12 protein-coding genes and 1 tRNA gene are annotated in these 12,264 nt (G+C 70.1%); 10 read left to right on the forward strand and 3 right to left on the reverse strand.

Features of this window, described 5'->3' with window-relative positions; translation table 11 throughout:
• Positions 1-231 precede the first annotated feature (231 nt).
• Genes A9O63_RS04325 through A9O63_RS04335 form a run of 3 tightly spaced genes read left to right on the forward strand, consistent with a single transcriptional unit; the run spans position 232 to position 3,026 of the window.
• On the forward strand, positions 232-1,932 hold the full coding sequence (locus tag A9O63_RS04325; RefSeq protein ID WP_069330825.1) for a TadE/TadG family type IV pilus assembly protein: 1,701 nt from the start codon (positions 232-234) through the stop codon (positions 1,930-1,932).
• The gene (locus tag A9O63_RS04330) at positions 1,929-2,486 is read left to right on the forward strand and encodes a TadE/TadG family type IV pilus assembly protein (RefSeq protein WP_069330826.1); all 558 of its coding nucleotides are present in this window, start codon (positions 1,929-1,931) and stop codon (positions 2,484-2,486) included. The genes A9O63_RS04325 and A9O63_RS04330 overlap by 4 nt, the downstream gene beginning before the upstream one ends.
• 3 nt (positions 2,487-2,489) lie before the next feature.
• Positions 2,490-3,026 carry a TadE/TadG family type IV pilus assembly protein gene (locus A9O63_RS04335; protein WP_069330827.1) on the forward strand — a complete coding sequence of 179 codons (537 nt, stop codon included), beginning with the start codon at positions 2,490-2,492 and terminating at the stop codon, positions 3,024-3,026.
• A 161-nt stretch (positions 3,027-3,187) separates the two neighbouring features.
• Here the strand turns inward: A9O63_RS04335 and A9O63_RS04340 are convergent, their stop codons facing one another.
• Positions 3,188-3,778: a TetR/AcrR family transcriptional regulator gene (locus A9O63_RS04340; RefSeq protein WP_069330828.1), complete on the reverse strand. Its 591-nt coding sequence runs from the start codon at positions 3,776-3,778 to the stop codon at positions 3,188-3,190.
• Between the two features lie 162 nt (positions 3,779-3,940).
• On the opposite strand from A9O63_RS04340, the gene A9O63_RS04345 reads away from it, so the two are divergent.
• From A9O63_RS04345 to A9O63_RS04365, 5 genes are all read left to right on the forward strand, one after another.
• Entirely contained in the window at positions 3,941-4,183 is a 243-nt protein-coding gene (locus A9O63_RS04345; RefSeq protein WP_069330829.1) for a hypothetical protein, read from the forward strand.
• A gap of 89 nt (positions 4,184-4,272) precedes the next feature.
• A complete protein-coding gene (locus tag A9O63_RS04350; protein ID WP_069330830.1) occupies positions 4,273-5,559 on the forward strand; it encodes a homoserine dehydrogenase in 1,287 nt (428 codons plus the stop codon).
• Between the two features lie 62 nt (positions 5,560-5,621).
• Positions 5,622-6,587 (forward strand): class II fructose-bisphosphatase, encoded by a 966-nt coding sequence (glpX, locus tag A9O63_RS04355; protein WP_069330831.1) that lies wholly within the window; start codon positions 5,622-5,624, stop codon positions 6,585-6,587.
• A complete protein-coding gene (recJ, locus tag A9O63_RS04360; RefSeq protein WP_069330832.1) occupies positions 6,584-8,335 on the forward strand; it encodes a single-stranded-DNA-specific exonuclease RecJ in 1,752 nt (583 codons plus the stop codon). Before glpX ends, recJ begins: the two co-directional genes overlap by 4 nt.
• Before the next feature lie 70 nt (positions 8,336-8,405).
• Positions 8,406-8,480 (forward strand) — tRNA-Glu (locus tag A9O63_RS04365).
• A gap of 66 nt (positions 8,481-8,546) precedes the next feature.
• Here A9O63_RS04365 and A9O63_RS04370 read toward each other — a convergent pair.
• A complete protein-coding gene (locus tag A9O63_RS04370; RefSeq protein ID WP_069330833.1) occupies positions 8,547-9,626 on the reverse strand; it encodes a GGDEF domain-containing protein in 1,080 nt (359 codons plus the stop codon).
• Positions 9,627-9,804: 178 nt separating this feature from the next.
• Complete coding sequence (locus A9O63_RS04375; RefSeq protein WP_069330834.1) at positions 9,805-10,800, reverse strand: 2-hydroxyacid dehydrogenase; 996 nt, start codon at positions 10,798-10,800, stop codon at positions 9,805-9,807.
• Positions 10,801-11,001: 201 nt separating this feature from the next.
• Between A9O63_RS04375 and A9O63_RS04380 the strand changes: the two genes are divergently transcribed.
• Both A9O63_RS04380 and A9O63_RS04385 read left to right on the forward strand, forming a co-directional pair.
• On the forward strand, positions 11,002-11,940 hold the full coding sequence (locus A9O63_RS04380) for a DUF6635 family protein (RefSeq protein ID WP_069330835.1): 939 nt from the start codon (positions 11,002-11,004) through the stop codon (positions 11,938-11,940).
• Positions 11,941-11,956: 16 nt separating this feature from the next.
• On the forward strand, positions 11,957-12,264 hold a 308-nt coding region (locus A9O63_RS04385), incomplete at its 3' end, for a CHAD domain-containing protein (RefSeq protein ID WP_141703037.1).

Genomic DNA, 12,264 nt, shown 5'->3' on the forward strand with positions numbered 1-12,264 from the left:
TCCGCAACCCCGCCGCCGGCGCGCCCCGCGCAACGGCGTCTGTCGCCTGCGGACCCCCCACGGCCCCTCTCCGAAGCCCCTTCCCGCCCCAGCCTCTCCCGGCGCAGGAGGCCGCGCCGAGGCGGGAGGCAGGCCATAATTCCGCCCCAACCCTCCCTCAAAATGATGCCTGGACCATGATTTGGAGGTGACGCGCGTGCCCCGTCGCTCGCGCGGCCAAGGATATTCTGGATGACCCGACACAGCCGATCTTCCGGTCAGTCAGCCCTCCGCCGGTTCGGCCAGAGCGAGGACGGCTCGATCCTGATCTTCGGGATCTTCATGCTGATCCTGATGCTGATGATCGGCGGCCTCGCCGTCGATGTCATGCGCTTCGAGTTCCAGCGCGCGCGCCTGCAGGGCACGCTCGACCGCGCGGTTCTGGCGGCGGCGAGCCTCACGCAGAGCCGCTCTCCTGCCGAGGTGGTGCGGGATTATGTGGCCAAGGCGGGCCTCGAGGAATATCTCGACGAGCCAGTGGTGAATGCCAACACGCTCAACGTCCGCAGCGTGACCGCGACGGCCGCCTATTCCATGCCCACCGTCTTCATGAAGCTCCTCGACATCGACAGGCTCGAGGCTCCGGCCGCCAGCACCGCCGAAGAGCGCGTCTCCAACGTCGAGATCTCGCTCGTGCTCGACATATCGAACTCGATGGTGACCGACGGCAGCAATCCGCGCGACCGGCTGGACAATCTGAAGGGCGCCGCCAAGGATTTCGTCGATATCGTGATGGCGGGGGCCAATTCCGGCCTCGACGGCGCGCCCGTCATCTCGATCTCGATCGTGCCCTACACCGGGCAGGTCAATGTGGGCGCGGACCTGCTCTCGACCTATCCCAACGTCTCCTCCCGCCAGCCCTATTCCAGCTGCGTGGAGTTCGCGGCAAGCGACTTCACCACGACAACGCTGGCCAACGACGCCACCCTCACCGGCTCGGGCAACAGCGAGCTCTTCTCCAACTCCTCCACGACGCAGAGGCCCAGCTACTACTGGTGCCCCGAGCAGACCGCGACCGGCAACCCGACCGTCACGCCCTTCTCGGACGACCCCGTGGCGCTGAAGCTCGCCCTCGACAAGTTGAGCGGCGAGGGCTCGACGGCCATCGACACCGGGATGAAGTGGGGCGTCACGCTGCTCGATCCCTCGACCCAGCCCTCGGTCGAGGCGCTGATCGAGAGCGGCAAGGTGAACGGCGCCTTCGAGGGCCGCCCGCTCGCCTACCAGAGCGGCAATGTGATGAAGATCGTCGTGCTGATGACCGACGGCCAGCACTCCAACCAGGAACCGCGGCTCTCGAATGCGGTGAAGACCGGAGACTCCGACGTCTGGGCCACCGGCTCGGCCACCGACACCAACCGCTCCTGGTCCGTCCGGCTGTCGAACGGCACCTACTACTGGAAGCGCGAGGGGACCGGCGGACATGCCGGACCCGACACGACCATCGTCACCCGGAGCTGCACCGTCGAGCGCGTCTGCACGCGCACGCGCAACGGATCCTGCACGCGGTGGCAGGATCAGGAGGTCTGCACCGACACGCCCTCGACCGCGACGGCCCACCGGCTGAGCTATCCCGACCTCTGGCATCAGGCGCGCGTGGGCTGGGTGGCGGGCCTCTATTCCAGTGCGGGCGTCAGCGGCAAATATTCCTCGTGGGTCTCGACGCTGGATCCGAGCGTCAAGAACGAGCGCACCAGGCAGATCTGCGACGCCGCGCGCGCCCAGGGCATCACGGTCTATTCCGTCGCCTTCGAGGCCGAGGCCGGCGGTCAGGCGCTTCTGCAACATTGCGCGAGCACGACCGGCCATTACTACGCGACCGCTGGCGAGGAAATCCGCACCGTCTTCCACTCCATCGCAAGCCACATCACCCAGCTGAGGCTGACCCAATGATCCGCTCGCTGCTGGACCGTCTCCGCCTGCGCCTCGCCTGCGAGAGCGGCAGCGCCGCGGTGGAATTCGTGATCGCCGTCCCGGTGATCCTCTTGGTCGTCTTCTCGGGCTTCGAGAGCGGGATGCTGCTGTCGCGCAAGGTGCTGCTCGACCGCGCCCTCGACATGACCGTGCGCGAGCTGCGGCTGTCGCAGATCGAGAATCCGACCCCCGAACTCGTCAAGCAGCATATCTGCGCCCGCAACACCTGGGTGAAGGACTGCCTCAGCGTGCTGCGGCTCGAGCTGGCCCCCATCGCCACCACGGGCACCTGGGCGCTGCCGACCGCGGCCCCCGAGTGCATCAACCGCGCCGCCGAGATCAACCCGCCCGACGCCTTCACGCTCGGCGCCGAAAACGAGCTGATGCTGGTGCGCGTCTGCGTGGTGGTAGATCCGCTCTTCCCGCGTCTGGGTCTCGGGCTCTACCTGCAGAAGGACGGGACGGGCGGCGTCCGCCTGATCTCGACCTCGGCCTTCGTGAACGAGCCGCGGCGCACAACTCCGGAGAGCTGAGCCATGCGCCGTCCCCTTCTGCGCACCTTCTGGTCCGACCGCCGCGGCAGCGCCACCGTCGAGATGGTGCTGGTGCTGCCGCTGCTGGTCTGGGCCTATCTCGGGATCTATGTCTTCTTCGATGCCTTCGCGAAGATCACCGTCTCGTCCAAGGCCACCTACACGATCTCGGACATACTCTCGCGCCAGCGCAGCTCGGTCGACAGGACCTTCCTGGCCAATGCCCATGGCCTGTTCGACTGGCTCACCGGCTCGCAGGCGACCTCCATCCGCGTGAGCAGCATCACCTGGGACGAGACGAGCCAGAGCTACGAGGTGCAATGGTCCTTCGCCGAGGGGGGCCCCGCCATCCAGACGAACGCCACCATCGGCGATTATGAAGATCGGATCCCGGTGCTGCCCGAGGGAGATTTCCTCATCCTGGTCGAGACCTGGATGGATTACACGCCCCTCTTCCTCAAGTTCCTCGACCCGTTCACCTTCACCGAATTCACCGTGACGCGGCCGCGCTTCATGCCGAAGCTCGACTTCACCGGCTGACCCCTCGACGGGCCCCGACGGGACCGCCGCTCTCCGGCTGCCGAGCGGGGCCGGACCTCCCGAAGCTCGACTTCACCGGCTGACCCCTCGACAGGCCCCAACGGAACCGCAGCCCTCAGGCCGCCGAGCGGGGCCGGACCTCCCGACGGCTCGGCCCCGGCTCACCGGGCCGAGGCGGTCTTCAACACCATCTCGGCATATTGGTCGGCCACCTCGTCGCGCCCCATCGGCCCCATGTCGCGAAACCAGTGCGTGACGCCCGTCAGCATGGCGATGATGGCCCGCGTGGCGAGGCGGAGATCGGGCAGAGCGAACACTCCCGCCGCCGTGCCGGCCTTGAGGATCGCCTCGAGACGCTCCTCGTAGCGCCGCCGCAGGCCCTCGATCACGGCGAAATTCTCGGGGCTCAGGTTCCGAAGCTCCATGTAGGCGATGAAGACGGCCTCGGGCCGGTCGATGTGATAGCCGATGTGGAACCGCGCGAACTGCGCCAGCGCCGCGCGCGGGTCGCAGGGCTCGGGCAGCGCCTCGCAGGCGGCGAGCAGCTCCTCCATATGGAGCCGCATCAGGTCGAAGAGCAGCGTCTGCTTGTCGGGCGTATAGAGATAGAGCGCGCCCGCCTGCACCCCCACCTCGGCCGCGATCTGGCGCATCGAGACGGCGGCATAGCCGTGCCGGGCGATCAGCCGCTGGGCCGCCGCCCGGACCCGCGGGCCCGTCGTCTCTGCATGGGATCCTGCCGTTCGCGCCATGGCGGCATGGTTTATCTGAACGCCGGTTCAATTCAAGCACCCTCGGCTCGGGCAGGCCGCCACGCCTCCACCGGGAACGGACGGGCGCCGCCTTCCGGCCGATGGGCCTTGCCGCCGCTGCGGCGCAAGGGCTAATCTGCCGGCGCCCCAACGGAGCCTCCGATGCGTCTTGCCCTGATCCTCGCCGCGATGGCCGCCCTCGCCGGCTGCACGGAATTTCCCGAGGTGGAGGCCCGCACGAGCCGCGCCAATGAGCCCGCCCCGCCGCTCCTGCCGCTCGACGAGCTTCTGGCGCGGGCAGGCACCCCCACCGTGACGCCCGACACGCAGGCGAGCCTCGAGGCGCGCGCCGCCGCGCTCCGCGCGCGGGCCGCCAGCCTGCAAAGCGCGCCCGCAGAGCCCTGAGCCGCGTTGCTCTTCCGCCCGCGACCGGCTAACAGACCAGCGCATCCAGCCCGGCGCCGCCGCGCCGTCAGACAGATTTCGGAGGTTTCATGGCTGCCCCCCTGCGTCTTGGTATTGCCGGTCTCGGCACCGTCGGTATCGGGGTGGTCAAGATCATCCAGCGTCACGCCGACCTGATCGCCGCCCGCGCAGGACGCCCGGTCGTCATCACCGCCGTCTGCGCCCGCGACCGGTCGAAGAACCGCGATGCCGATCTTTCGGGCTACGCCTGGGAGACGGATGCGGTGGCGCTGGCCGAGCGCGCGGACGTCGACGTGTTCGTCGAGGTCATGGGCGGCTCGGAAGGGGCGGCGCGGGCCTCGACCGAGGCCGCATTGGCCGCAGGCAAGGATGTGGTGACGGCGAACAAGGCGCTCCTCGCCCATCACGGGCAGGCTCTGGCCGAGATGGCCGAGGCCGCGGGCCTCGCCATCCGGTTCGAGGCGGCGGTCGCGGGCGGCATCCCGGTCATCAAGGCGCTGACCGAGGGGCTCGCCGGCAACCAGATGCGCCGGGTGATGGGCGTCATGAACGGCACCTGCAACTACATCCTGACCCGGATGGAGACCGCGGGCCTGCCCTACGAGCATGTCTTCGAGGAGGCCCGCCAGCTCGGCTATCTCGAGGCCGACCCGAACCTCGACGTCGGAGGGATCGACGCGGGCCACAAGCTCTCGCTTCTGGCCGCGATCGCCTTCGGCACCCGCGTCAGCTTCGACGATGTGCAGCTCGAAGGGATCGGCCAGATCTCGATCGACGACATCCGCCATGCCGGCGATCTCGGCTTCCGCATCAAGCTTCTGGGCGTGGCGCAGGTGTCGGGCCGCGGGCTCGAGCAGCGGATGACGCCCTGCCTCGTGCCCGCCGACAGCCCGCTCGGCCAGCTTCAGGGCGGCACCAACATGGTGGTGCTCGAAGGAGACTCGGTGGGCCAGATCGTGCTGCGCGGCCCCGGCGCGGGCGAAGGCCCCACCGCCAGCGCCGTGATGGGCGACGTGATCGACCTCGCGCGCGGACTGCGCCTGCCCACCTTCGGCCGGCCCGCCACGAGCCTCGTCGAGGCGGTGCCCGCCAAGGTCGCGGCGCCCGCGCCCTGGTATCTGCGCATGACGCTCCTCGACAAGCCGGGGGCGCTGGCCAAGATCGCGACCGCGCTGGGCGAAGCCGGCATCTCCATCGACAGGATGCGCCAGTATGGCCACGAGGGCGGCCACGCCCCGGTGCTGATCGTCACCCACAAGGCCTCTCGCGACGACATTTCCCATGCGATCAGCCGGTTCGGTGCGACGGGCGTCCTCGTCGGCGAACCTGTGGCGATCCGCATCGAAGAGGTTTGATCCCCCCTTCCCGTTCCGCTAGGGAGGGGTCGGAGAACTTGCACCCTCGAGGAAAGTGACCAATGGCAGACGCCGCACAATTTCATGACCGAATGCTTTCGCTGGGCCTCGCCCGTGTGTCCGAGGCCGCTGCCCTCGCCTCGGCTCGCCTGATCGGGCGCGGCGACGAGAAGGCCGCCGACCAGGCTGCGGTCAACGCGATGCGCGACCAGCTCAACCTGCTCGACATCGCCGGCGTCGTCGTCATCGGCGAGGGCGAACGCGACGAGGCGCCGATGCTCTTCATCGGCGAGGAAGTGGGCACCGGCCATGGCCCGGCCGTGGATATTGCCCTCGACCCGCTGGAAGGCACCACGCTGACCGCCAAGGACATGCCGAACGCGCTGACCGTGATCGCCATGGCGCCGCGCGGCACGCTGCTGCATGCCCCCGACGTCTACATGGAAAAGCTCGCCATCGGGCCGGGCTATGCGCCCGACACGGTGACGCTGAAGATGACGCCCTCCGAGCGGGTCCATGCGCTGGCCAAGGCCAAGGACGGCACCCCCGAGGATGTGACGGTCTGCATCCTCGAGCGTCCGCGCCATGAGGAGCTGATCGCCGAGGTCCGCTCGACCGGGGCCGCGATCCGGCTCATCACCGACGGCGACGTGGCCGGCGTGATCCACTGCGCCGAGGCGCATCTGACCGGCATCGACATGTATATGGGCTCGGGCGGCGCTCCCGAGGGCGTACTCGCCGCCGCCGCGCTGAAATGCATGGGCGGCCAGATGTATGGCCAGCTCCTGTTCCGCAACGACGACGAGCGCTCGCGCGCCCGCCGCGCCGGCATCAAGGATCTCGACCGGATCTACACCCGCGACGAGCTGGTGACGGCCGACGTGATCTTCGCCGCGACCGGCGTGACCAACGGCTCGATCCTTGCCGGCATCAAGCGCGATCCGGGCTGGGTGACCACCGAAACGATCCTGATGCGGTCGAAGACCGGCTCGGTCCGGCGGATGAGCTACCGCAACCCGGTGAAATGACGGGCCCGGCGGCGCGCGCCTTCCTGGGGGTCGAGACCTCCGCGACCGGGCGCCGCTGGGTCGGCCCCTCCCCCGAGGAGGACAGGCTGGCCGAGGCGATGGCGCAGACCACGCGCCTGCCGCTCGCGCTCTGCCGCACGCTGGTGCGGCGGGGCGTCCCCGCCTCCGATGCCGAGAGTTTCCTCGCGCCCGCGCTGCGCGACCTCCTGCCCGACCCGCTGACGCTGAAGGACATGGCGCCCGCCGCCGCGCGGCTGCTGCAGGCCGTGGCCCGGCGCGAGCGGATCGCGATCTTCGCCGACTACGACGTGGACGGCGGCTCGTCCGCCGCGCTGCTGATCGTCTGGCTCCGGGCGCTCGGGCGCTCGGCCACGCTCTATATCCCCGACCGGATCGACGAGGGCTACGGCCCGAACGTGCCCGCCATGCAGGCGCTGGCCGAGGCGCACGACCTGATCCTCTGCGTCGATTGCGGCACGCTCTCGCACGAGCCCATCGCGGCGGCGGCAGGGGCGGATGTGGTGGTGCTGGATCACCATCTCGGCGCCGAGACGCTGCCGCCCGCGCTCGCCGTGGTGAACCCCAACCGGCAGGACGAGGACGGCAGCCTGGGCCATCTCTGTGCGGCCTCCGTCGTGTTCCTGCTTCTCGTCGAGGCCAACCGCCGCCTGCGCGCGGAAGGCGTGCAGGGGCCGGACCTGATGGCGATGCTCGACCTCGTGGCGCTGGCGACCGTGGCCGATGTCGCGCCGTTGACAGGTGTCAACCGCGCCCTCGTGCGGCAGGGTCTGAAGGTCATGGCGCGGCGCGAGCGGCCAGGTCTGGTGGCGCTGGCCGATGTGGCGCGGATGAAGACCGCGCCCAACGGCTATGCGCTGGGGTTCCTGCTCGGCCCGCGCGTCAATGCGGGCGGGCGGATCGGGCAGGCGGATCTCGGCGCCCGGCTCCTCGCGACCGAGGATCCGCGCGAGGCGCAGGCGCTGGCCGAGCGGCTCGACCAGCTCAACACCGAGCGGCGCGAGATCGAGGCCCGGGTCCGCGAGGAAGCTCTGGCCCAGGCCGAGGCGCGCGGCATCTCGGGCCCGCTCGTCTGGGCTGCGGGCGAGGGCTGGCATCCGGGCGTGGTGGGCATCGTGGCCGCCCGGCTGAAGGAGGCCACCAACCGCCCCGCCGTCGTCATCGGCTTCGAGAACGGGATCGGCAAGGGCTCCGGCCGGTCGATCGCGGGCGTGGATCTGGGCGCCTCCATCCATCGCGTGGCGCACGAGGGGCTGCTGCTGAAGGGCGGCGGGCACCGGATGGCCGCGGGCCTCACTGTCGAGGAAGGCCGCCTCGAGGCCGCGATGGAGCGGCTGGGCGAGCTTCTGGCGCGGCAGGGGGCGGCCGAGGCGGGCCCGGCGGACCTGCGGCTCGACGGGCTCCTGATGCCCTCGGCCGCCACGGCGGAATTCGTCGAGCAGATCGAATCCGCGGGCCCCTACGGGGCGGGCGCCGCTGCGCCCCGCTTCGCCCTGGCCGATCAGCGCGTGACCTGCCGGCGCATGGGCGACAAGCACATGCGGCTCACGATCGGCGGCGCCGAGGGCCGGCTCGAGGCGGTGGCCTTCGGCTGCTTCGACGGCCCGCTCGGCCCGCTTCTGGAAAGCGGCGGCGCAGGCCGCTTCCACCTCGCCGGCCGGCTCGAGATCGACACCTGGGGCGGCAGCGCCCGCGTGCAGATGCGCCTCGAAGACGCGGCGCGCGCATGATTTTCACGAAGCGCGAAATTCCCTCTTGCGCTGCCCTCTGCGCCGAAATATGACCGCGCCTGTCCCGAGTGGCCCGTTCGTCTATCGGTTAGGACACCAGGTTTTCAACCTGGGAAGAGGGGTTCGACTCCCCTACGGGCTGCCACTTCCTCCCCCTTGATATGAAACAGAATTCCCCCTCAAGGGGCACGGCTGTCATACGGCGTCCGGCTCAGGCGCAGGCTTCGAAGATCGACCGGGCGCGGCCCTCGCGCTTGGCGCGGTAGAGCGCCCCGTCCGCGGTGCGGCTCGCCTCGCCCAGATCCACGCGACCCGGCGGCAGGTGCGTCGCGCCGATGCTCACCGTGACATCCATCAAGGTCTGTTCGCCGATCCGGCAGTTCATGGTCAGCATCCGCTGCAGTCGCTCGGCCGCGCGGCCAGCCTCGAGCGCATCGACATCCGGCATGAGCACCGCGAATTCCTCGCCGCCCAGCCGGATCACGCTGTCGCCGGGCCGCACCGCCCGGCGCAGCTGCTCGGCCATCGCGCGCAGCACATGATCGCCCGCCTCATGCCCGTGGGTGTCGTTCACCCGCTTGAAATGGTCGATGTCCACGATCATCAGAGCGGTGCCCCGCGACCGCGCGAGAGTGTCGGCCTCTGCGAACCGGCGCTCGAAGCTGCGCCGGTTCAGCACGCCGGTCAGCGGATCGGTCTGGGTCTCGGTGAGCAGCATCCGCTCGCGCTGCGCGGCCGCCCTCTCGCGCTGGAGGAAGGTGCCGAACACCAGCGCACCTGTCAGATTGAGCAGGACGAGGATGGCGGCCAGCGCCTCGAGCGAGCCCGTACGCGAGACGGGCAGCCAGGCCAGCACCACGAGGGGCAGCGAGATCATCACGGCAAGCAGCATCAGGCCGGCGAAATGGCCGAGCCCGAGCCTGTGGCGCAGCACCGGCCAGAGCGATCCCATCAGGGCCGATGCGGCCATCGAGCCGAAGGCGAACCAGGGCATTGCGGCCGAGACCAGCGAGATCCGCACGAGGACGCTGACCAGCAGCGCGACCGTCGCGCCGAGCGGCCCGAGGAAGGCCCCCGCGAAGCCGATGAAGAGCGCGCGGCTGTCCACGATGATCCCGGGGGCCACGGCGATCGACTGCATCATCTGCACGCTCGCCCCGAAGCCGAAGGCGAGACCCAGCAGCAGATGGCGCACGCTGCGCGACAGCCCCAGCCTCTGCACGCTGCCGTAAATCAGGGCGATCATGCCCATCATGGAAAAGCTGTTGATCAGATGGAGAATGAGAGCCACCTGTTGCTGCCTCGGATCAACCGGCGGATGTGCCGCCTGCAGCGACTCTTGCCCGAACAGGGCGGGCTCCGCAACCTTGTCGCACCCCCTGCGGGAATGCTCGGGATGAGAATGCGGGGCCGGACGCGCAGGGGCGCCCGCGCCCCTGCCGTTCGCGAAGCGCGAAAAACGCGGCCCCTCAGCGGGGGGCTGTCACCGGATGGAGCACGCGGCCCGTATCCTCGTAGGCGGTGATGTTGTCGATCGTGGTGCGGGCGATTCCGGTCAGCGCCTCGCGGGTGAAGAAGGCCTGATGGCCGGTGATGAGCACGTTCGGGAAGGTCAGGAGCCGGGCGAAGACATCGTCCTGAATGGCCTTCTGCGACAGGTCCTCGAAGAAGAGGTCGGCCTCCTCCTCATACACGTCGAGCGCCAGCCCGCCGATCACCCCGCTCTTGAGCCCGCGGATCACGGCGCTGGCATCGACCACCGCGCCGCGGCTGGTGTTCACGATCATCACGCCGCGCTTCATGAGGCCGATGGCCCGGTCGTCGATCAGATGGTGCGTGTCGGGCGTGAGCGGACATTGCAGGCTGAGAATGTCGGCTTCGGCGAAAAGCCGCTCGAGGGGCACATAGGTCACGCCGAGGGCTGCGCATTCGTCCGACGGATAGGGATCCGAGGCGATCACCCGGCAGCCGAAACCCCGCATGATGCCCGCGAAGGTGCGCCCGATGAGGCCGGTGCCGACGACGCCCACGGTCTTGCCGCAGAGGTCGAAGCCCAGAAGGCCCTCGAGGGCGAAATTGCCCTCGCGCACCCGGTTGAAGGCGCGGTGGGTGTTGCGGTTGAGCGTGAGGATCAGGGCCACCGCATGTTCGGCCACCGCATGGGGCGAATAGGCGGGCACGCGCCCCACCGTCATCCCGGCGGCCTCGGCGGCTGCCAGATCGACATGGTTGAAGCCCGCCGAGCGCAGCGCGATCAGCTTCGTGCCGGCCGCGGCCAGCTCGGCGATAACGGGCGCCGTCACCTGATCGTTCACGAAGGCGCAGATGCAATCGGCCCCGCCGGCGAAGCGCACCGTCTCGTCGGACAGGCGCGCCTCGATGAAGGCCAGCTGGTGCCGGCCCTCGTTGGCGGCGGCGAGAAACTGGCGGTCATAGGGCTTGGCGCTGAAGATGGCGACGTCCAAGGCGGGCTCCTTCCGATCACTTTGCGAAAGGCTAATGCGATGCCGCAGGGGTCCGTCAACCCCGGGCGGTCCGCGGGGGGCGCCGGGTGCGGCTCCTGCCCAAAGCTGTGGCGGCTCGCGCGGCTCGGGATCGACCCCGCGCCGGCTTGCAGAGCCTCGGGCCGCTTCCCATCTCAACCCTCGCGAAGGAGGGCCGGAAGCATGGACGCCGAGACCGAGGCTGCGCTCGTGGCCGCAGGCCGCCGCTATTTCGCGGACCGGCGCGCGAAGGTGCCGGGCTTCGTGCGCCGCACCTTCGGCCTGAGGGGCACGCTCGGCCTCCACCGCCATGCGCTCGGCTGGGACATCCTGAAGGCGCCGATCAACGTGGCGCTCTCTCCGCTCTTCGTGGGCAGCCGGCTCGGAGCCCTTGCCGCCGATGGGCTGCGCGCGCATGGGATCGCGCGCTGGCTGCGGGCGCGCCGCATCCTGCTGCCCACCGCCGTCGCCCGCGAGACCGAGCGGCGGATCGTGGCGGATCTGCTGGAACTGCCGTGGCGGCAGGGCGGGAGCGGCTCCTCGCGCGATGCGCTGGCCGAGGCGATGCTGGCGGAGCCCGCGCTGCGGGCCCTGATCCAGCGGCGGCTCGAGGCCGGGGTCGAGGCGCGGGTCGCGGCCCGGCTCGGCGATTACTCCGGCACCCGCTCGGCGGTGGCCGAGATGACCACGGCCATGGGCACGCTCGGCGCGGGGGCGCTGGCCTTCAATGCGCTGACGCCGGGTGTCCTGTCGCTGGCCCCGGCCCTGTCGGCGATCCTCGCCCATCAGGCGGCGCTGGCGGCCTTTCCCCTGGGCGGTGCGCTCGGCTCGGTCTGGCTCGGGCTCTTTCCGGCGGCGGCCTCGCCGCTGCAGACCGGCGCGGGGGTGGTGTCCCTGATGATGGCGGGATCGATCCTTGCGGCCTTCGCCGGGGTGGTGGCCGATCCGATCCAGACCCGCCTCGGCATCCACGACCGGCGGCTGAACCGGCTGATCGACGCGCTCGAGGACGAGTTCACGGGCTCGGGCCGTCACGGCTTCGTTGCACGCGAGCACTATCTGGCGCGGATGATGGATCTTGCGGATGCGGGCATGGCGACGCTGCGCCTGTTCCGGGGGTAAGATGGCAGGGGGACGCATGGGGCGCGACGACAAGGGGACGGGCTGCGAGACGGCCGAGGAGGCTTTCCGGCGCATTGCCCTCGACTGCGGCGAGGCCTTTGCGGCAAGCCACGCCCGCACGATGGAGGAGGACGATCCCGAGGGGCCGCACAAGGCGCGCGTGGCCCTGCGGCGGCTGCGCTCGGCGCTGGCGGCCTTCGATCAGATCCTCGACGCAGGCTTCGCGCGGAAGACGGGGCGGCGGGCGCGCAGGCTCTCTCGCATTCTGGGCGACCTGCGCGACGCCGACGTGCTGGCGGGCCACCGGACGGACGGGCCCGAGGC

Source organism: Cereibacter johrii (genome assembly GCF_001720585.1).
In the GTDB taxonomy this organism is placed as follows: Bacteria; Pseudomonadota; Alphaproteobacteria; order Rhodobacterales; family Rhodobacteraceae; genus Cereibacter_A; species Cereibacter_A johrii.

Excerpts from the sequence above, each read along its gene's own strand:
- A9O63_RS04330 (WP_069330826.1), top strand. The coding sequence starts at position 1,929 with ATGATCCGCTCGCTGCTGGACCGTCTCCGCCTGCGCCTCGCCTGCGAG.
- A9O63_RS04380 (WP_069330835.1), top strand. The coding sequence starts at position 11,002 with ATGGACGCCGAGACCGAGGCTGCGCTCGTGGCCGCAGGCCGCCGCTAT.
- A9O63_RS04335 (WP_069330827.1), top strand. The coding sequence starts at position 2,490 with ATGCGCCGTCCCCTTCTGCGCACCTTCTGGTCCGACCGCCGCGGCAGC.
- A9O63_RS04325 (WP_069330825.1), top strand. The coding sequence starts at position 232 with ATGACCCGACACAGCCGATCTTCCGGTCAGTCAGCCCTCCGCCGGTTC.
- A9O63_RS04345 (WP_069330829.1), top strand. The coding sequence starts at position 3,941 with ATGCGTCTTGCCCTGATCCTCGCCGCGATGGCCGCCCTCGCCGGCTGC.
- recJ (WP_069330832.1), top strand. The coding sequence starts at position 6,584 with ATGACGGGCCCGGCGGCGCGCGCCTTCCTGGGGGTCGAGACCTCCGCG.
- glpX (WP_069330831.1), top strand. The coding sequence starts at position 5,622 with ATGGCAGACGCCGCACAATTTCATGACCGAATGCTTTCGCTGGGCCTC.
- A9O63_RS04340 (WP_069330828.1), bottom strand. The coding sequence starts at position 3,778 with ATGGCGCGAACGGCAGGATCCCATGCAGAGACGACGGGCCCGCGGGTC.
- A9O63_RS04350 (WP_069330830.1), top strand. The coding sequence starts at position 4,273 with ATGGCTGCCCCCCTGCGTCTTGGTATTGCCGGTCTCGGCACCGTCGGT.